At 61.8% G+C, this 21,135-nt stretch carries 8 protein-coding genes and 1 other RNA gene; 2 read left to right on the forward strand and 7 right to left on the reverse strand.

The window, feature by feature from the left end; translation table 11 throughout:
• Positions 1-109: 109 nt before the first annotated feature.
• Positions 110-1,015, forward strand: coding sequence for a LysR family transcriptional regulator (locus tag EIH27_RS03585; protein ID WP_124039584.1), 906 nt, complete (start codon positions 110-112; stop codon positions 1,013-1,015).
• 100 nt (positions 1,016-1,115) lie between these two features.
• Here the strand turns inward: EIH27_RS03585 and rnpB are convergent.
• The 3 genes from rnpB to EIH27_RS03600 all read right to left on the reverse strand — a co-directional run bounded on the left by rnpB (position 1,116) and on the right by EIH27_RS03600 (position 3,150).
• Positions 1,116-1,460: RNase P RNA component class A (rnpB, locus tag EIH27_RS03590), an RNA gene on the reverse strand.
• Positions 1,461-1,532: 72 nt separating this feature from the next.
• Entirely contained in the window at positions 1,533-2,267 is a 735-nt protein-coding gene (locus EIH27_RS03595; RefSeq protein ID WP_124039585.1) for a zinc ribbon domain-containing protein, read from the reverse strand.
• A 28-nt stretch (positions 2,268-2,295) separates the two neighbouring features.
• Positions 2,296-3,150, reverse strand: coding sequence for a Nif3-like dinuclear metal center hexameric protein (locus EIH27_RS03600; RefSeq protein WP_124039586.1), 855 nt, complete (start codon positions 3,148-3,150; stop codon positions 2,296-2,298).
• A 98-nt stretch (positions 3,151-3,248) separates the two neighbouring features.
• Here EIH27_RS03600 and EIH27_RS03605 point away from each other — a divergent pair, with 98 nt between their 5' ends.
• Positions 3,249-4,247 carry a zinc-binding alcohol dehydrogenase family protein gene (locus EIH27_RS03605; protein WP_124039587.1) on the forward strand — a complete coding sequence of 333 codons (999 nt, stop codon included), beginning with the start codon at positions 3,249-3,251 and terminating at the stop codon, positions 4,245-4,247.
• A 64-nt stretch (positions 4,248-4,311) separates the two neighbouring features.
• Here the strand turns inward: EIH27_RS03605 and EIH27_RS03610 are convergent, their stop codons facing one another.
• The 4 genes from EIH27_RS03610 to EIH27_RS03625 form a co-directional block, all read right to left on the reverse strand.
• Positions 4,312-11,724: a GDSL-type esterase/lipase family protein gene (locus EIH27_RS03610; RefSeq protein ID WP_164461589.1), complete on the reverse strand. Its 7,413-nt coding sequence runs from the start codon at positions 11,722-11,724 to the stop codon at positions 4,312-4,314.
• Between the two features lie 118 nt (positions 11,725-11,842).
• On the reverse strand, positions 11,843-12,616 hold the full coding sequence (locus EIH27_RS03615) for a SurA N-terminal domain-containing protein (protein WP_124039589.1): 774 nt from the start codon (positions 12,614-12,616) through the stop codon (positions 11,843-11,845).
• Between the two features lie 89 nt (positions 12,617-12,705).
• A complete protein-coding gene (locus tag EIH27_RS03620) occupies positions 12,706-15,657 on the reverse strand; it encodes a family 20 glycosylhydrolase (RefSeq protein ID WP_124039590.1) in 2,952 nt (983 codons plus the stop codon).
• Between the two features lie 81 nt (positions 15,658-15,738).
• Entirely contained in the window at positions 15,739-20,787 is a 5,049-nt protein-coding gene (locus EIH27_RS03625; RefSeq protein ID WP_124039591.1) for an endo-alpha-N-acetylgalactosaminidase family protein, read from the reverse strand.
• Between the last annotated feature and the right edge of the window lie 348 nt (positions 20,788-21,135).

Below are 21,135 nucleotides of genomic sequence, written 5' to 3' on the forward strand. Positions count from 1 at the left end.
TAATCTCCTTTGACCAATCGGGAGTCCTGAATTGAGGATCAAATAAATTATGGGGTTCCTGGGCGTCAAGAACCAGACCGAGAAACATATCACACCATAAGATTGTTCTATGACGTTTACTCTGCGGCAGGTACGCGTGTTCGTGACGCTCGCCAGCACCCTTCACTTTGGGGAGGCGGCCGGGCGCCTGCATCTTTCTCAACCGGCCGTCAGCGCGGATCTGCGCAATCTTGAAGCGGCCCTGGGCGTGCGTCTCATTGATCGCAACCGCGCCGGGAACACGCTCACCGAGGCGGGACGTGCGGCACTCCCGTGGGCGACACGAATGATAGAGGACGCGCACCAGTTTGAGCTCAGTGCCCGAGCCGAACCCGAGGTGGTGCGCCTTGCCGTCTCCCCGTCCATGGTGAATCGCCTCATTCCCGCGCTCTTGGCGCACCTTGAGGCAGCGCCACAAAACGTCCACCTGGACGTCCACGAGGTGGGTACCGGGGAGGGTGAGGCGCTGGTACTTCGTGGTACCGTCGACGCCGCCCTGGGCCACTTCCTGCACACGGAGCACGGTTTTCGGAGGCTAACGCTGGGACAGGATCCCGTCTATGTGATTGCCAATGGCCTGCCCTCAGCGCCGGGCACACCACTGTGCATGGCCAGCCTGGCCGGGCGATCCTTGCTTCTGTGGAATAGGAAGCGCAATCCCGCCTACTACGATGCCCTGCTAGCGATCTGCCGGGAGCGCGGGCTCGAGCCCACGGTAGTGGAATCAAGCCCGCTGATTTCTGGGCCGCGCTCCTATCATCTGCGCATGGGTCAGTCCTTCAGCCTGGTGCCGCAAGCATTTGCGCTGGAGGCGCCGCGATCCATGGCGACGGCGCCGCTTACGCCGCCCGCCTACCTGCCATTGCATTTGCTTTATCATCCGCCGGCCACCGCGGGAATGGAGGCAATTGTGCGCGGCATCCGCACCATTACTCGCGCCGGAGTGTCGCAGAACGGCGTTACTCACGCTGGCTGATTCCGATCTCACCGCCACCGTGCCTGCGTGCGGCCTCTTCGCGCCGAGTGAGCCCCAAACCAGTGACAACGAGGGGCGCGGAGTCATGCTCCGCGCCCCTCGCGCGAGTTGGCCTATACGCCGGGTTCTGTACCGCCGAAGCGGTGGCGACCATCCATCTACGCCCATCATTGCTGACGGGCTCTAGCAGCCCACCCGTGCACTCAGCGGGACGCCTCAACGTGCACTGTTTGGCCTTGCTCCCGGTGGGGCTTGCCCTGCCGCCTCGGTCACCCGAGACGCGGTGGTCTCTTACACCGCCGTTTCACCCTTACCGCTTGCGCGGCGGTTTGATTTCTGTGGCGCTATCCCGCGGGTCACCCCGGGTGGCTGTTAACCACCACCGTTCCCTGTGGAGCCCGGACGTTCCTCGGAGCCGAAGCCTCGCGGCCGCCCGGCCAACTCGAGCGTCCATTCTATGCGCACCAAGTCCTATCGGGCCGAAAAGTGAGACATCCAGCGCCGGGGCCACCGCGGGTCACAGATGCTCAACACGCACGATAACGGCGTCGTAGTCCTCGGAGAGCAGCACCTCATCCTCGGGCGCATTCTTGATGCGGGCCACCTCCACCGGGGAGAAGGACACCCCGGCATTCGTCGCACCGCTGGGCGCCATGGCAATCACGGTGTAGCCGCCGGTGGAGCGCGCGTGCTCATAGGCGTTGCGTAGCTCCCCCGCAATTGGTTCTAGCAGCGCATCTCGCTTGGCGCGCAGCTTGTCGGCCTCGCCTTCAATCTCCGCCACAGCGTCCTCTAACTCCGAGCGCTTGGCGAGCATGGACTCGTTGAGATCCTTCATTTCCCGTTCGATCGTGGCCGCCCGCTGCTCGCGGTAGTCCACTTCTTCAAGCGCGGCGAATTCATCCTCGGAGGCCTCATCCAGCTTTGCCCGCGCGGCCTTGATCTCCTCAGCCAGGGCCAGCAACCCCTTGGAGGTGAGTCCCTCACCGGAGTTGTACTGCTTTTCCTTGGACTCCACGTCCGTCCGAATCGTGGCCGTAGCCGCCTCACGCGCATCCAGGTCCTCGTGGGCCTCCGTAAGCCGGCCCTCATTCTGCGTGCGCTCATAGGACTTGGCCGCGATGATATTCATGAGTGTGCCAAGGTCCGCCCGCAGCGGATGCTTGGTGTTCGTGGCTTCGAGCCGGGCAATTTGTGCGTCCAGATCCGCCACCTTAATGAGCGCCAGTTGATCCGCGCGAGGAGCTTTCATGGGTGCCACCTTTCGTTGTGTGCCCAGTTTAGTCTGGCCTGTGTTCTGTGTTCGACGCCGGAGCGGGGGCCCGCCACGTACGCTCCGGCTCCACGTCGCCCCCGCGCAAGGCGAGACCCCACGCGTCGGTCACGATGGTGGACACCTCGGTTTCGAGTTCGGGTAGTTTCTCCGCGAGCGCCGCCTGCATGTAGCCGAGGAGGGGCCATTCGGTGGCGAAGTGGGTGGCACACACGAGTGCGCAGCCGCCGTTCCACAGATGGTCCGTGGCCGGATGATGGCGCAGGTCCGCGGTGAGATACACATCCGCACCCGCGGCGTTGGCCGCGTCGAGGAGGGACTGTCCGGCTCCCGAGCAGATAGCCACGCGCTCGATCCGCGCATCCGGGTCACCCGCCACGAGGATGCCCGCGGGAACACGCGGAATGACGCGTTCGACCGCGTGGGCGAAGTTCCTCAGGCTCATTGGCTCCACGAGTGTGCCGACCCCACCGATGCCCGTCTCAGCCTCCAGCGGGCGCTCAAGATTCACGCCCAGCGGCTCCGCGAGCGCCCGCGTGGAAGCGGCCACGTCCGCGTTCGTATGCGCGGAAAAAATGGCCAGATGATGGCGAATCGCCTCCGTCATCCAGCATCCCTTACCCGTGGTGGCGGCCACCGAGCTGGTGCCGCGCAGGAGTAGCGGATGGTGCGTGATGAGCATGTCCGCGCCGGTAGTGATCGCCTCCTGCACGGTGGCGGCGCACGGGTCCACGGCGAAGAGCACCCGCCGCACCGATTCCGTCGGCACACCTACCGACAACCCCACGCGGTCCCAAGCCTCCGCGGATTCCGGCGGGTAGATGACATTCATGGCATCCACAACTCTCTGCACTGTGTACATGCATTTAACCTACCGGACTCCCGCGTTCTGGCATCGGGCATCACACGCGGCCACTAGCATGAAAGGCGACAGTACGTAGTAACAGTCGGAGCTTCATCATGAGAGCTATCGGATACACCACAACCACATCTGCCCCGTCCGAGCACTCGTTCGTCGAACGAGAACTGGAGATTCCGCAGCCCCGTCCCCACGACGTCGTCGTTCAGGTGGCCGCGGTGTCCATCAACCCGGTTGACACCTCACAGCGCCGTATTATTGCACCCCACGGATTCCGGGTGCTCGGCTTTGACGGCTGCGGGACCGTTGTTGCGGCCGGCGTGGAGGCCGGCGTCGCCGTGGGAAGCCGCGTGTACTATGCAGGTGCGATTGACCGCCCCGGTTCCAATCAGCAGTTCCAGGCGGTGGATGGGCGCATCGTTGCCCCGGCTCCCGCTTCCCTGTCCGACGCCGACGCTGCCGCGCTCCCTCTTACCTCACTAACCGCGTGGGAGTGCCTGTTTGATCGGCTGGAGATTTCGGCGGATTCTCACGGCGATTTGCTTATTGTGGGTGGTTCGGGTGGAGTGGGCGTGATTGCTATTCAGCTCGCGCACCTGCTGGCGCCCCGCGTCCGCGTGATCGCGACGGCGTCTCCTTCCCGTGAGGCCCTGGTGCGGTCACTGGGCGCCGATGCGGTGGTGGATCACCATAGTGACCTCGTTGCCCAGGTGAAGGCACTTGCCCCGGGCGGCGTGAAGTGGATTCTCAGCGCCTACTCGAAGGGACAGGAGCCCATTTATGCGCACATTTGCGCGCCGTTCGCGAAGATCGTAGCCATTGACGGCGGCTCACGGGATATTGCTCCGCTGATGTCCAAGTCGGTCTCCTGGGGGTGGGAGTTCATGTTTACCGCCTCCAAGCGGCAGGACATCCCCGCCATGGAACACCAGGGCCGGATCCTCAAACGGGTGGCAGAACTGGTGGACGCCGGACGCATTCACCCGGTGGTAGCCGAGCGTCTCTCCCCGATCTCGGCCGCCACGCTTCGCCACGGCCATGAGCTATCCGAATCTCATCACCTGGCAGGAAAGGTAGTGCTCTCAGGCTGGGCGGATTAGACACGAAACACTTCTACCGTGCAAAAGGGCGGCCCAGCGCCAGCTGGACCGCCCTTTTGAGGTGCTACGCCTCCTTACGTGCCCTCACTACCAGGCCGGCGCCCAGCAGGCCGAGCGCCAGGAGCACAAGCCCCACGGCGTTCATGCCGGTGTGGGCCAGTCCGGTACCACCCGGTGTTGCCGTCGGCCCGTGAGAGCCACCGGTTGTCGGCGCACTCGAACCGCCGCTCGGCGCGGTGGATCCACTCGGTTCAGAGGTGCCGCTCGGCTCAGCCGTGGACTGAGACGGTTCGCCCGTCGGCTCAGTGGTCGGCTCACCGGTGGGCCGGTCGGTGGGTTCGCCCGTCGGCTGGTCCGTCGGCTCACCAGAACCACCCGTGGAGAACTCATGAGACCACGATGTCTCCGCTCCCTCGGCGAGCACGTACTCACCGCCGGACTCGGCCGTACCGGCAGCGCGAGCCGTGAGCGTCACCGTCGCGCCCGCTTCGGCGTCGTACGTACCGGCCCCGACAACCTTGCCGTCCACCAGGTACTCAACGCCCGCAACCCGCGGGACCGTGTAGGTACGCACCCCGTCGGCGTCGCGGAACGTGACAGCCTCAGGCGTCACCGCAACCGGCTCCACCTTGCACTCGCTGGACTTTGCGAACACCGGCGTCACGGACGTGGCCGGCGTACCGTCACCGTCGTAGTTGAGAGCCCAGATCCGCGAACTGCTCACGTCCGCCGGCATCATCTGGATAGTCTCCATGAGGTACTTGGCCAGCTCCAGCTGCCCCTTCGGGCGCATGAAACCGTTCGCGTCGTACCACTCGACGGCCACCACGCCGTCCGCGTTGACCGCGTCAACGGAGGCAACCCATGCGGTCGCATCAACGAGAACCACGCTCTTGGTCTGAGCAATGGAACGCATCGCCTGCGCATACGGGCTCACCTCATTGCCCAGCTGGGCCGGGGTGATGAGAACGGGCACGGCACCGTCGGCCGTCACCCTGTCCACCAGTTCGGTGATGTTATCCGTGAATGCGTTCACGGACGGCTCCACCACCTTCCCATTGAACAGGACGTCCGGCGCGATGAACACCACGTTCGGATTCTGCGGCTTTACGGCACTGGTGTAGCGCTCAAGAAGGTCAGCGGACGTGAGCCCGTTGAGGCCCGCGTTCTCCACATACTTCATGCGCATACCCGCCGGCTGATTCTGATGCTCCCACCGGAGCACCTCCTCAAAGGCCTGCACGTAGTTCTTCGCGGAAAGATCCGTCATCGTGCCCTGCGTGGTGGCGCCACCGAGGAATGCCCACATCTGGGCATCCGTGCTCGCGTAAAGCTTGGCGAGCGCTTCCGGCGCGGGCGTGGTGGATTCGCCGTTCGGGATCGAGGCGATGGCAGCGGGGTCCAGCACCGTCGGGTAGGCCGCCACGTAATCCAGCGTCCCCACGAAGTCCTTGACGCCCGCCGTCTCCCCGGCCTTGCGCATCGCATCCCTGTACTGCGGGAGTGCGCCGCCCAGCGTCACCGTGTCGATGTCAAACCTGGCCGGGTCCAGATTGAGGCCGGCAAGGTTCGCCTGCTTCACCGATTTCCCATCGATGTAGACGTCCAGCAGATTCGCCGCAACGTTCACCGATACCGTGTGGAACTCGCCATCTTTGACGGGCGACTGGTCCCACATGGTGAAGAAATCGTAGCCCGATCCAAAGTTACGGCTGATCCTCAGACTCGAATTCTTGATCGAGATGGTGAGCACCTTGCCCGTGTCCTTATCCGCCAGGGATGCCACCACCATCTCCGTGGTGGTGTCGGTAGCGGGATCCGCCTTAAACCGGACGGTCACGTTGCCTGCGCTCGCCTGCGCAAACTGGGCGAGTCCGTTCCCGTCGGTCACCAGGTCCGTGCCGGCACCGGTGTAGGCCTTCTTTGGAGCGGTGAGGAAGCCGGCCTGGGAGAGCCCGGTGCCACCGAGGAACTGCTCGGCAGCGTTATCACTCGGCAGCTTCACCTTCCCACCGTAGGGGGTCACCGACGCCGTCTTGGTCTCGGCAAGCCGCGAATCCTTGGTGAGCATTCCCAGCGAGTCCAGAATGAGTTTCGCCCATTCCAGGTGCCCCTGCGCATTCGGATGGATGGAATCGGTGGCGGTGTGCAGCGCCGGGTTGATCTCTTCCCCGCCGTTGTTTTCCTTCCACCAGGTGGCCTCATCCACGAACAGAACCTTCTTCTCCTCGGCCAGCTGACGCTCGGCTGCGAAGTAGGTATCGAGGTTCGCGTTATTATCCGCGTTCTTCGTGTAGTTCTGTGTCATGAGTACGGGGATTCCGCCCGCGGCCCGTACCTCATCGATTGTTTTCGAGAGATTCTCCCGGTATTGCGCCAGCGGGACCACCGGTGTGTCCTGGCGTCCATCGTTCATTCCGAAGGCGATGAACACCACATCGGCGTGCCTGTCCGTCACATAGGCAGCGAGGTTATTGCGCATCCACGAGGTGTCAGCGGAGGACACGCCCGTGTTGAGCACAATGTCTCTGCTGCGATCCGCGCACTCCAGCGAGGTGGTGCGAAGGTTGTCCTCGAAGTACTCCGAGAAACGCTTCTCACCGTTCGTGTGCATCACGCCGTGAGTGATCGAATCGCCGGTGAACAGCCACGTCATTGGCGTGGAATTGGCAATCCGGCTCTGTAGCTTCCGGTAATCGTCCAGTCCGGCGTTGTACGCCTTCCACTCAGCGGTTGTCCTGCTTACCGTCGGCGCACTCTCCACATAGGTGATGGTGGGCGAGGCGAGCAGCGAGGGCTTCGTGGGATTGTCGATGCTTTCGGCTACCAGGCGAATGTAATCACCCGTCTTCACCGTGATGGGGTTCTCCGCGGTGATGCTCTTCCAGTCCGCCGCCTGAACCAGGGAGTCCTTAAGAACAACCGATTCGAGGACGTCGTCATTATGCATGAGGGAGAGCTTGACCATACCGCCGGTGTTGCCGTCCTGCCGGAGGAATGGCTCATTGCCCTTGAGGGTGAACGTAATCTGTCCGTCCTTGGGTGCCTTGAACACCATGGCCGTACCGCCCGCGGATTGCGGCGAGTCAGAAAGCAGCCCCTGAATATCCCCGCGCGCATCCGGGTCCGGAAGGTCATGGTTCGCATACTGGATGCCGGGACCGTAGTAGGTATCGACCGTCCAATTCGGGTAGGTGGAATCGTAGGCCGTAATGTTCTTCCAGGCGCCATTCACACCGTCCTGGTATTGCGCATACCAGACGGGGCCCTGCACATTGTTCTGGTAGTCGTGCACCCAGGCGTAGGTGTCACCCGACTGCTCGGAGGAGCTTCCCGGCTTGGGCAGCGTGGTGGGATCAACGGCGTCGCCCGCGATCTGAATCGCGCCGACGTCGGTGGCACCCTCAAGCTTGCTGCCGAGGAAATCGTTAGATGCAGCCGCAAATCCGTTCTGGTCAATGATGGTCGAACCGGAGTTTGCTGCCTTCGAGCCCTCCACGAGCTTGTAGCCGGAGAATGCGTCGGTACCCGTCAAGGTCGACGCCGTCTTCCCCGGCTGCCGGTAGGCTTGCAGGTTTGTTTGCGCGCTTACCGGACCCGTGCCCGGATCGGCCATGATCTTCTCACCGGCACCCGCCACAATGGCCTTCGTATCGGAGGCCGGTTGGTTCGCGAAGTTGTAGTAGAGGTTGTTGTTGTATGTCTTCTTTCCTCCGCTCTGCTCCCAGTTGCCGGTGGCAGGAGTGGAACCCGAGTTGTAGAAAATGTTGTTTTCGATGGTGGCCGTGCCGTTAATGGTGTGCTTGCCCAGCACCGGCACGCCCTCCGCTATGTAGAACGTGTTGTTGTACACGTGCGCTTCGGGCAAACCATCGGGGATGTCGATGATGCCACCCAGATCGTTCTGTGAAATGTTGTAGCGGAAGGTGGAGTTCATGACCTGCTGCCCGCAGAACATGACCGTGCCGCCCGTGTTCCCGTGCGAGTAGTTGTACTGATAGATCGTCCCATCGCCGTAATCGGCGTCCCAGGCCTGGCCGTCGCCGTTACCCTGCGCGGAGTTGAGGGTGTTGAACGCCTCGTTGAACTGGAATACCGCGTTCTTGGACTTCCACGGCCAGATCGCCGCCGCCACCTTGCCACCGCGGTTCTTTCCCGTACGCAGGGACGTGGCATTGACATAGTCCGTGTTGTTGATCTGTCGTGCAGCGTCCACGGACACGTTGTATTCAACAAGCGGCCGATCCGCATAGAACGTGGTGATGGCGTCGCCTCCAGCGCCCTTCACGTAGTTTCCGCGAATGACAACGTTCGTTTGCCCGTATGTCCGCATCACATCATCGGACAGTTCCGCCGATGTGAAGTGGCTGGCCGAGCCCGTGTAGCCCACGCCGATTCCCCACCGGTTTACGTTCTCCACACGATTATTAAGGATTTGCACGTCATCAAACCGCGCAACGCCGGTAGCGGCCTCATCCTTCGCCTTGTGGGCAATGACGTAGATGCCGCCGTTGGCCATGTGCTTGTTGTAAACGTTGCCGTCCACATCGTGAATGTAGAGATTCTTGAGAACCACGTGGTTGACGGTGCCGATGTTCTCGGCGATCACCGCAACGCCGGTGCGATCCATCTGATCGGCGTCGTTGTAGTGGGATTCCTCGTCCTTGGAGAGAGCGTTCGTGATCTCCAGGTCCGAAACCTCCACATACTCGACATCCTTGAGAAGAATCGAGGTGGACACGTCGCCCTGGAACGTGTGCGATGAAGAGTCGAGGCTCGTGTTGTAGTCCTCGTACCACACGCCGTTCCCGTTCGTATTAATGATCGGGCGCGGCTTGGTTTCATCGCCGTAGGCGGAGATCTTAATCGACGCGTCCTTATTTCCAGAGCCCTTCACATGAAGGTAGTCACCATTGAATGTGTCACCGCGGCGGAACAGGACGGCATCGCCGGGCTGCATTTCTAGGCTGTTCACCGGCGTCGTCGTCTTAAACGCGGTTTCGGGGCTCAGGCCGTCGTTAGTATCGGACCCATCGTTGGACACGTACCAGGTGGTGCCTTCGTAGGTGCCGCCGGCAGATCCTGCCTTATCGAGAGCCAGGGTAAAACGGTCCGTTGATGTACGCGGAATACCCGTACCGTCATCCTCTTCAGAGAAGTTAACCGTCACCGTGTAGTGCTGCTGGCTATCATTGCCCACGCTCGGCGTGCCCTCGATAGCACCTGTCTTTGTGTTATAGGAAAGTCCCTGCGGTAGTCCCGTCACCGTGACCGTATTCGCCAGCATCGGATCATCGCCGTTAAACTTCAGCGGAATATTCACCGTTTTCTCATCAACAGCGAACTTGATTGACGTGTCGGATAGCTGCGGCTCCGTTGCCAGATGATCGGTCAGCCACGGGAGCGTGAAATTGAGATAGTCGATGCCCGAACCATTGGGTTCATAGAGAAGCCCAATGGTGCCATCGGGTTGAACCGCCATCGTGGTGTAGGAGGAATTTGCGGACCGGAACTCCTTTGAGACGGGCCAGGTTTGGCCGTCGTCGTAGGAGAGTGAAACGGTGCCGTTGTTGCGTGCACTCGCGTTCTTCGTGTTGGAGAAGAGCAGTACTTTCGAGCGCAGTGTTCCCGGCTCCGCGTTCGGGAATGCGCGAATGATCTGCGCGTTGTTTCCCGGATCAATGAGGTCCGTCTGGGTACGGTAATCCTTCCAGGTGACTCCGCCGTCATCCGAAATAGCTACGATGCGGTGCCCGATGGCGGCTGATGCACCGTGCGTGCGCGAGTTGAGCATGAGCCTGCCGTCGGAAAGCTCCACCACCTTGTTCTCGTTGAACACCCAGCTGCCGCCATCGGCCCCATCCGTCACCGAGGTGAAGTTGCCCGAATGCCAGGTTTCGCCGTGATCATCCGAGTAGATCGTCATTGCCAGGATGGTGCCATCCTTTTTGACGCAGGCGGTCTGCTGTAGGAGACGCCCCCGATAGGGATCCTGCATCTTCTGTGTGCCCGCACCGGACGTGGCGAAGCAGGACTGAAGATCCTGTGCCTTCTGCCCCAGCACCTCGTTCGTGATGATGCGCTGCTCCCACGTGTAGCCGTTGTCCTTCGAGATGGACAGCGCCAGATTCATCGTGTGCGTATTGGTCTCATCGATGGTGCCGTCCGTATTGAACGTATAGGCCGGGTTGTTTGCGAATACGCCCGAGGCCTGCGAGTAGACGTGGAAGTTGAAGATGGTCCCCGTCGTGTAGTCGACGACGTAGGAGGGGTCCGAGTAGCCCTTACGCCCGTTTGCGTTGGCGTCACCGTTATTTCCCTGCGCGATGACCACCTCCGGCCCCCAGGTGGTGCCACCATCGGTAGAACGACGCTGCATGATCCAGTTCGCGTTGGGGGAGTCTCCTCCCCCGCCGCCGGCCTTGGGACGCTTGTCGTATGCGGCCAGGATGTCCCCATTGGAGGCAACTGCGATGGCCGGGATGCGAATGTTGTTGTCCGCGTCCGAGCTTGCGATCGAGAGGGCACTGGTGATGTTTGCCTCTAGATTCGGATCCGCGTCTGGAGCTTCAAAACCGGTAGCGGCGGGCCACGAACCATTTGTTTCGACGTGGGCTGTGGCAGCTACGCGCTGAAGAATGGTGCCGTCCTTTGTCACGTCGAGGAGAACTTGAGGATCCACGGATCCCTTTTCAAGGTCCGTCTCCGTGATTGTGTAGGTGAGAGCGGTGCACGTGAACGTCTCATGGGCACCAACGTTCGTGGCAGCGCAGCTGCCCTTTACCTTAGAGGCGTCAGCGAGGCTAAACGCGAGCGCCTCATCGGCGGTATTGGTAGCCACCAGCGAGAACGTCAGCTGATCGCCAGCTTTATAGGAAGATTTTGTTGTTTCAGCGTTGACGTCGAAGCTGTTAATTGTCGCAGCACTTTGCGCAACCGGGATGGCAGACCCCGTGGTGGGATCAAACGTGGTCATGTCTCCAAGATAGCCAGCCTGCGAATACATACCCCACGTAATACTCGGGGTAAATGAACCCGCCGCCTGATCCGCCTCAGTAATTGTGTGTGTGGCAAAAACACACGAAAGGGTCTGACCCGGCGTGATCTTGGTCCACTTGCACCCCTCCCATTTGGTGAGATTTGAGCTAACGGACTTAAACGATCGGGCAATGTCGGTGTTGTTTGTCACGGTCATTGCGAACTGCACAACTTCGCCCACCTGCCACGGGACGCCGTCCGCTTTGGCATTCGACACCGTCAGCGTTGCCGGCGCCGCGTTGGACGTAACCTGCGCAGCGGTAGCCAGAGCGGACGAATCACTTCCGCCTGTGGCAGCCGCCGAGGTTCGTGCGCCCGCCTGGGCCACGGAGGATACGGTTTGAGTTTGAGCCGTTTCACTTTCTAACGGCGATGCATTGGCAGCCGAACCGGCTGCCACCAGAGAGAATGCGATGGCCAGGGCTGAGATCCCCGACACTGCTCGTCTTTGAGCATGTTGCACGTGGAACATAGGGCTTATTATGCCCACCCGTTGTTTATGTCACAATCGATTTTCGCGCCAACAGTGGGAAAAATTGTCCTCGTCGGTTAACCGATTACTTCATATAGCCGGACACAATAGACGCAAGGTCCTCCATGCGGGTATCTATTTTCTCGCTAGCCTGTGCTTTCTTGACCATCTGTGCGAAGAGCTCCCGTCGCAAGTCCATCACCACGTTCGGACGTACGTCGTCAAGCGTGGCGGGAGAGCCATCCTCTAGTGTCCATTCCTTCGAATTGAAATGGTCCACAATCTGCTGGTCGGTGAGTTCCATGCCCGGTAGAGAAGCATCACTGACGTATTGCTCCTCAAGTCTGCTCATGTCATAGCTGACAAACGTAGACATGTCATATTCGGTGAGTCCATAGACGGGTTCGCCGTTCTCTATTTTCTTCTCCCGCGACGCGTTCTCCGCCTCGTAGCGCTTCTTCACCGACGTCCAGCTGTTCGAGTCAATGAGTTTGCCCTGTGCTGCCACGTCGTAGAAGGCATACCGGTAGGCGAGGTCGCTCACCGCCGCATCAGCGACGGCGTACGCCGAGGATCCTTTGGTATTGCTGGTCCAGAAGTCGGTGGGGACCTCCCCGCCATCGGGAACCATTTGCATGACCACCTGGTTTTTCACCTCATTAACGGCGAACTTGAATTCCTCCTCGGAAATTCGCTGACCATCAATGGTTAACGCCACCGTTGGCACCGCTGGCCGGCTCCTCCTCATGGCTATGCCAACGCCGGCCGCAACAACCACTAACGTCACCAGGCAAATGGCCATGACGCGTTTCCGCCTGTTTTCCCGGTGCCCGCCGGTGGATTTCTGCTTATTACTCACGCCGCGCCTCCTCCCCGGTTAAAGGTACACATCTGCCACGCTTTCTGCCCGGGACGCAGGGCGGCGGCCATGTGCCGCCGCCCTGCCGGTTATGCGTCCCTCCGCGCCCGCAGTATCAGGCCGGTACCGAGCAGGCCGAGTGCCGCCAGCACCATGACCGCGGTATTCATGCCCGTATGCGCCAGCAGACCAGTCGTTGCCGGTGGCACGGGCGTCGTCGGCCCCGTGCCAGTCGGCCCAGTGCTGCTCGTTCCGGTCTCACTCGGCGCCGCACTTGCGGAACCGCCTGGCACGGAACCACCCGGCGTCGTCGCGCTCGCGGACACACCGGGCCCAGCCGACGTCGAACCCCCACTACCCGGTGTTGAGGATCCGGATGGTACGTCCGAACCCGAGGGCGTGCAGGTGGACGAATCTGTTTCTTCCGGGCCTCCCGGCTCCTCCGCCTTCACCGTGACGGTCACCGTATCTTTTACGGTGTTACCGCCAACCGTCAAGGAAAGCGTGCCGAGGTACGTGCCCGGCGCGTTAGGTGCCGCCGCGCTCAGCGTGAAGAGCCCGTTCTGTTGGCGGTCATTGTGAGTAGAGGTAGTGCCGGGCAGATAGGGCCGCTCCACCGTGGCGTCCACGGCGTCGTCGGTCGCAACCTCGGACCCCGCCTTCACCCACGAAATGGCGGCTGATACCTGCTCCAAGGTTGTCGCCGGCGAGTATCCGTAACCGAGCGTTACAGATGCCCCCGCCTCGGCCACGCGGGTATCCACACCGGCCACCTGCGGATTCGTAGTCACCGCATCGCCCTGGTAGAAATCCACCCCAGAGGCGGTAAGCGCGGGCAGGATATTCGTCAGCCGGTCACGGAATTGAGCCACCTTGCCCGCACGCACAGCCTCGGGCGACCACGCCACCTCGGCGGTCGCGGCCGCACGCGGAAACTCAAGGAAGAAAATGTCCTGGATTGAACGCATGTGCTCATTCCACATGGCACCTTCCACGCCCAGTGTTGCCGCATCCGAACCCGCAACGGAGGCCGGATCATAGTTGTAGAACGCGTTAATGCCGCAGTATCCGGCGCTACCGCACGCCCAATTGGGCCCCGCCACGTCCGTGCCGGGACGCTGTGGGAAGTACGTATTTCCCGCCAGCGAGTAGATGACCTGCGCGCCTTCGCTGCTGACCGCGTTGCCCACACCCGCGGACCACGCCTGAAGCACATCTCCCGGCTGCTGCGTTCCCGCCGCGGCCTCGTTCCATCCGATCGGCGTGAGCCCTTTCTCCCGGATGAGCGTAGCCGCTTTTGTCACGAATGCCTCATAGGATGCCTTCCCCGCGGCCGTCTTCGTCATCTCCTGGGATTCATCCCCGCCGAAGTGGAAGTACGGCGCCTTGGTGATCGCAGACACCTGATCGACCACGTGGTTGATAAAGGTCCACGTTGCCTCCGAGTTCGGATCAAGGTAGGAGTAACCCACATCCGCCGTCGTGTTTGCATCCGCCGTGAGGTAGCGAGCCGAATCCGTGATCGTCTGCCCGCTGCTATTCACCGTGCCATTGTGCGAAGAACCGGGCGTATTGAGCTGCGGAATTGCGTGGAGGGCGGCCTCGGTATGCCCGGGCATGTCGATTTCCGGCACCACGGTCACGTGACGCGCCTGGGCGTAGGCGACGATCTCGCGTAGGTCATCCTGCGTGTAGTAGCCCGGCACACCCGCGTCGGTGTTGAATCGCGTGGCACCGATTGCCGTCTGCCCGGACACGGAGGTGAGCCGCGTGTAGTCGATGGTGTCGCCCTCTGCGCGCCCATCGTTCGTAATTTCGATGCGCCAGCCCTGATCGTCGGCCAGGTGGAGGTGCAGATAGTTGAGTTTGAACCGTGAGTAGGCGTCTACCGCTTCCTTTACCTCCTCCACCGTGAGGAACGAACGGGATGGATCGAGCATCATTGAGCGGTATCCGAACCGCGGCTGATCGGTAATGTGCACGGCCGGGAACGTCCACGGCCCGTTTGTCACGGACTCATAAGAAGCCCACGGTCCGAACAGTTGACGTAGTGTCTGCGCGCCGTTAAATAGTCCGTGAGCTGTCGACGCCATCACGCTTACCCCGCCCGAGTCCGCATCGAGGGTGTAGGCCTCCCCGGCGGGCCCTCCCGCATCCAGAACAAACCGAATATCGGCCACCGCATCCGCCGAGGATTGAGCAACAGGAAGTGCGAATCCCGTCGCTGCCCGCAGGCCGGTAGCAAAGCGTTCCGCCTCGGCTACCCCGGCTCCGGTTGCAAGGATTGCCGCATCTTTTTCAAGCGTGAATGGCTCCCCATCGGTGGCCTCGTAGGTGACCGGCTGCGGGATAAGCGCGGGCAACGCGGTCCCGGATTCCTCAGATGTATTCCCCGGATTGTCCGTGAACACGCCAAATATCTCGAACTCCCAGATCCCTATGGGCCACTGCGAGTTGCGGGCACTCGTGGACACGCGCCAGTAGCGCGCCGTGGTTGGTAGGCCCGCGGTCGTGGTATCCGTATCAATCGCCGACGACGCCGCACCGGCCAGGTTCACCGCCACCGGCGTCCAGGTGTTTCCGTCCGTTGAGGCTTCGATCGCATAGTTTGTTGCGTACTGCTTACCCCAGGTAACCGTCACATGGCTAATGTCCGCGGGTGCCCCGAGATCGACCGCTAGCCACACCCGGTCCGCCGAATTCGCGGACCAGCGGGATGCCACCGGGTCGCGGAAGTTTGCGCCTTGATCGCGGAACGTGACGTCGCCACCGGTATTGCCGTCGATAGTTAGTTCGGGGCCCCACTGACCCGCCACCTCCTGGCCGGAGGCACTGGCGGTGCCGTGAGGGGCAAGGTTGGTCACGCCGGATTCCGCGGCACTGGCTGGAAGCGCAGCGAGGCCTCCACCCGCCAACGCGAGGACCACGGCGAATAGAAACGATAGTTTTCGCAAATAATGCATTGTTACGTCCTTCTTGCTGCGCCCGTCCTCACGTAGCGAGAGCACGTGCGACGACGGGTATGCCGAGGTGGACACCATGTCAAAATGAGAGCCGCTGCCCAGAAAACGAGGGCCCCGACAATGGTGGGGAGGAAACCCGTGTTTCCTCCCCACAGCTCGTTAGGCGTCCTTGCGCGCCCTCACCACCAGGCCGGTACCGAGCAGGCTGAGCGCCACCAGCGCCAGCACCGCGGCATTCACGCCCGTGTGCGCCAGCCCTTCACCGGACGGCGTTGGGCTTGGTTTGATCGTTACCGAACCAGAGCCGCCCGGTGCCGTTGTACCCGCGGAACCACCCGGCGTTGCACTGGCGGACGCACCGGACCCAGCCGAGCCGCTGGGACCGCCGGAGGTACCCGGCGTCGTCGGAGACTCCGAGGGCTTATCCGTAGCAGTGCCGGAAGGCCCAGCAGATGGCGAATCGGTGGGTGTCCCCGTGGGAGAATCCGTCGGCGTAACGGACGGCGAATCCGTCGGCGAATCCGTCGGCTCCGCCTCGGACGTGCAGGTGCCACCCAGGCGGATCTCCGCCGCCCCACCGTAGGCCTTACCGTTCTGGGAACTGGTTTGCACCATCTTGACGTAGGTGCCCGCCGCGGGCTGGGCGAACTCAATCACCTGCGGGGTGGTCACGTCCGCGAGTTCACCCGTGGCAACGGGATCACCCCAGTTCGCCCCATCGGTGGAGACGTAGATCTCGTAGCCCTTCACGCGTCCGTTCATCGCACCCTGCCGAGCCGTGTACTCGATGCCCGTCATCGTGCATGTCACGTTCTCGTCGGCAGCCGCAGCCTTCGGCTGAAGAACAATGTAATGCGGGTAGGGCAGGTCCGGACCCCACTGGGTGTGCCAGTATGTGCTCGCATCACCGTCAATCGCCGCGGCGGCCGGCCCGTTCGGTGCCGGTTCACCGGACTTCTGCTCCGAAGAGACATCCACCACGGTGAGGTCAGACCCACCAATCGGGTTGGCAAGCGGGAAGTTTGCCGGATCCACGTGCACTGTCTGAGTTCCGGAGCCCTCCGCGCCATCGAAGGTCCACGTACCCGTGAACGAGATGTCCCCGGGCTCCGCCCCCTTCGGAATGGTCAGCGTCCAGGTGGCCACGGACTTCTCGCCAGGCTTGACAATGGTCTCACCCGATGTGGCGGATGTAAGCGTCCACCCGTCGGGCACGCTCACCGCATGCTGGACATTCGTCGCGTTACCCGCCGCCCCTTCGGGCAGGCTCACCGTTGAGGTGACGAGCATCTGATAGTGCGAAGAATCCTCGCTTTCCTGGGCCTCCGCGGTGAGCGACGTGGTGGGCAGGATGCCCAGTTTCTCCACGCGGAAGTTATCGATCACCAGGTCGCCCTGATCCTCGCTGCCGGACTTCGTGATGCCGAGGAACGTGGGGTTCTCGCCCACCGTGAATTCCTTCGTGAAGGTCTTCGTTCCCTCGCCCGCGGTTCCGGAGCTGTCCTTCCAGCCCGTTCCGCGTGTCTGGGCAATCGGCCAGGTTTCGTCGGTCACCTGTTTCCAGGCGCTGCCGCTGGCCTCATCGTGTCCAAGGATCATCGCGTAATCGCCGTTGAACGCGGCCTGGTAGTCATATGTCACCCGATAGGTGGTGTTGGCCTCGAGCGGGATCGAGCCTTCGGCCGTGCGAAGGATGAGGCCCTGATTCTCCTGGTGAGCCAGGAGGGACCAGTGTCCATCAAGCACGTTGTCGAGATACTTCTGTCCCTCTTCGATGCCGGAGCCGGTCACCTTGCCCCACCAGCCGGACTGTGAATACGGCTCATGGCGCTCCGCCAGCTGAGTGCGAGCGTCCCCGCCCGCGTTCGTTGAACCGGTGACAAACGGCCAGTAGCCAGTGTCCGTGTCCTCGAAGTCGGTATAGAACACCGTCTCCGGGTTCTCCTTCGTCGCCATGTTCCGGTAGGCCACCACGCGGAGGTCATCGATGTCCACGGTCGCGTTGCCCTTTGCAGCCGCTACCTCGAACGTGAACGGGCTGCCGTCCGTATGGAAGAACACGGGGACGCGCTGGAAGTAGGTGCCCAGCTTTTCGTCCGACGCCGTCGCGTTAACCGCCGCCGAGGAGTGGATGGTGGTGGCCACCGTGCCCGCCTTCGGGGAGGCCTGGTAGTTCGTTGCGGTGATACCGTCGCCCATGGCGGCAACCGTCACGTCGCGCGTTTGCCCGGGTTGGATCTCCACCCACGCCCACATCGAATAGTCACCGGCGGGAAGCGTGATGTCCTGAGAGATCGACGCCGCCTCGCCCGCGGCCAGTTCCGCCTGGTAGTTCTGCCGGTCCGTCTTCGTGACCGACGCCGAACCGGTCACCCGGTAGGAGTCAAGGGTTCCGGAGAAGAAACCGGGATCCTTGATATGCGTGCCTTCGCCCCAGTTTGGCGTGACAGCAGCCGGAACCGCAGACGTCGGATACAGCACGTAGGCCGTATCATCCTCCGTGGCCGGAAGGGTGATGGTTCCATTCGTCACGGCAACGTCGGCTACCTTGACACGGCCCATGTCCGTCAGCTTGAAGAGCGTGAGCGAGGACTGCGCGCTCCAGGCGTCGGTGAGCTTCCAGGTAGCCGTGGCATTGCCCGGGTTCCAGTAGTAGAGGCGGTTGGTACCGCCGTCCTTCCAGGGAAGGAGATAGGAGCCATCGGTCTTGAACACCGTGGCGCCGTCGTACGTGATGGTGCGATTGGTTGGGGAGGTTGGATATCCGGCGATATGGTCCACCGCGGAGGTCACGGTGGTGCCGTTCTTAAAGACAACCTTGCCGGTTTCACCGTTCGCCGCGGGGGTCCAACTCATAATGTCGGACTGCTGGAGGAACTTGGTTGGGAGGTTATGCTCCCACACGTTCTTAATGAATGCCGTGTGATCCGCGTGGCCCGTCCACCCCTCGAAATCCTGAATGCCGGCATTGCCAAGCATGGGATCCGGGTTGAAGGTGTCACGGTAGGAGTTCTCCACGAAACGAATCAGCTGAGAGTTCAGCCCCTTGGTTGACACGCCTCCATACGGTTCATCAGTGGCCCAGTGGGACCACGTCGAGTAGGACGGCATGCCATAGGCCCACTCCGAGCCGAGGCGCCACCCCTGCTTTTCCATCTCTGAGGCGAACCGCTGCGCTTCCCAACCCGAGCCGTAGTACACGTCCCAGTAGAGGAAGTTGAGGTTAGAATCCGCCGGGAATTCTTCCCGCAGCTGATCGAGCCGGGCCAGCACGTTGCCCGAGCCCAGGTCCAGGTTGCGGTCCATGTAGTAGGCCTGGTTCATCCATCCCCATGCTGCCGATGGCGGCATGGAAATCTGGCAGGGAGCCGCTACCTTGTCACTGTTGTAGCCGTTCATGCCGTCGGAGAAGCAGTTGGCCTCTGAATAGGATTCGGTTGCATTGACATGGATGCCGAAACTGGCGTTGTACTTCTTCCCTTCCTCGGTGAGAGTCTTGAGATCCTCAAGCCCTCCGGCACGTTCGTTGTAGTGGTTGGCGTAATCTCCCTGTGCCGAATCATGTCCCTCTGCCTGATATCCCTTGAGGAGGGCCTGCTGGCCGAGGTTGTCCGTTTCCAGGGAGATGCGCTTCGTATCGTCGAGCGTCCGGAGGAACGGGTGCGTGGCCTGCGAAACGATGTTGAACGGGATCCGCTGGATCACATTGTTCTTCACTTCGTCGCGGCCCACCGCCACCGTGAGAATGTCGCGAGTAGCAATTGCACCGTCCTGCCAGGTCACCGCACCGTCCGCATTCGCGTCGGCGGTGATCTTTACCTTGACCATGGGCTCGGCATCGTGGCCAATATTAGCGCTGCCCGCATCGGCGAGCTTCTTCACCGAGCTAGCCCAGTAGGTCCAGGCATCAGGAGAGATGGTCGCAACGTTCTGTCCCGCAACATCCGTCTTTACCTTGTAGACAAAACGGGAGTTGTTATCAGTTCCCGTGATGGCGTTAGTTTCAAATCCGGCGGCCAGCTCGCTCGACGCCGCCGTAATCATGTACGCCTTCGTGGCGGCCTTAGCCTCCGCGCCACTCACCTGAATGAGGGTATCGCCCGGCTTATAGTTGGCGTTCGCGTTTCCGTTGTTGTCATAGGCGCGGCTGGTCTGGATGGTGGCGGCCATGAGCTGGGAAGCCGTGTCCTTCCCGGTGAGGCTGACCAGGTCCAGATCTGGAATCTGGATCGTTGTCACCTGCCGCGAAGGATCCTTCATCGTCAGCTGGTAGCTGAGCACAGCGTTCTTCACGCTCATCGTCGCGTCAAAGCCCACACCGTCCAGGGCCGTGGTCACCGGGTAGGTAACCGAGGCGTGGTCCTTGGAAACGGTGGGGGTACCGACCGTCACGGCCGTGGCCTTCCCGTTCACCAGAACGGAGGAAATGGCGTCTCCGTACTTGCCCGCGATTTGTTTTCCGCCCAGTTGGTAGTCCACCACCTGCGGAAAGTCCGGGTGTGTCCGCACCGTGAGCTCGCCATCCGTAATGGTCGGGGCGCCCTCGGGCACCTCAATCTGTGGCCCATCACCCGGTACCGGATCCGTAGTCTCGCGCGCCACCGCCGTCGCCGCACCAAATTCGGCGAGCGAACCGGGTTGCTTCGACGTATCGTTTCCACCCCATGCGGACTTGTAAATCACCTTGACGCACCGTGCCTTCGTGGGTGTGAACGTGACGTTAACGTCGGCGAGTTTGCCGGAAGCGGGCTTGGCCTCCACGGACCCGTCACTCACCGTCGTGAATTCGGCGGCGTCCACCGTACTGGCTGCGCTGCACTGCGTATCCGTGCTCACCTGGACCTCGTAGTCACCCACACGACCCGAGCCATTCGAGGATTGGCGCGGCGTGAGCGTCACGCGCCCCAGGTTGTTCACCTCCGCACCCAGATCAATGACAAACCAGTGCGGAAGCGGGTCCTCACCGCCCACCCACTTCGTATGCCAGTAGGTGTCCTTGTTCCCATCGAGCACGAGCGCAATCGGACCGTTAGCTCCTTCACCGGATGTCTCTACGGAGTCCGCCGCCACGGCCGTCATACTGCTCTGGTCGAGCGCCGTGTAGTCATAGGAGGTGGCACCTGCGGCTGCGGGTGAGATGCCGCAGAGGGAGACCGTCGTTGCGAAGGCCACCAGGCCGCCCCATTTTCTTATTCGAAATCGCTTCATTCTCGTCTCTCTATATCGTGGTTAGGAGGCGGCAACGCTGCCGCACTGACGGGGATGTTGCGCGCACCTCAGGATTACCGGGACACAGCCCTGTGCACCTCGGAAACCAGATTTGCGTAACAGCCTCAAGCTATCCCCGCTGGTGTCCTTCGCGCGGGTATTTCGTGGATTTCACCCGAATACGCGGGGAATCGCGCTACTCCCCTCATTCGTGCAAAAATAGGCCCTACGTCATTAAGTTTGCCGCGAATCGGTGCCCGTTTGTGCGCGGGACGACGCCGGAGCGGTACGTATCCCATTCTTCCGAGGTAGGTGCCCGCGTTCTGCACACCGCCCAATCGGACGTGC

Origin of the sequence: Neoactinobaculum massilliense (assembly GCF_900604955.1) — a bacterium.
GTDB classification, from domain to species: Bacteria; Actinomycetota; Actinomycetes; order Actinomycetales; family Actinomycetaceae; genus Neoactinobaculum; species Neoactinobaculum massilliense.

Coding starts and splice junctions, on each gene's coding strand:
- EIH27_RS03585 (WP_124039584.1), top strand. CDS start 110: ATGACGTTTACTCTGCGGCAGGTACGCGTGTTCGTGACGCTCGCCAGC.
- EIH27_RS03605 (WP_124039587.1), top strand. CDS start 3,249: ATGAGAGCTATCGGATACACCACAACCACATCTGCCCCGTCCGAGCAC.
- EIH27_RS03595 (WP_124039585.1), bottom strand. CDS start 2,267: ATGAAAGCTCCTCGCGCGGATCAACTGGCGCTCATTAAGGTGGCGGAT.
- EIH27_RS03600 (WP_124039586.1), bottom strand. CDS start 3,150: ATGTACACAGTGCAGAGAGTTGTGGATGCCATGAATGTCATCTACCCG.
- EIH27_RS03625 (WP_124039591.1), bottom strand. CDS start 20,787: ATGAAGCGATTTCGAATAAGAAAATGGGGCGGCCTGGTGGCCTTCGCA.
- EIH27_RS03620 (WP_124039590.1), bottom strand. CDS start 15,657: ATGGTGTCCACCTCGGCATACCCGTCGTCGCACGTGCTCTCGCTACGT.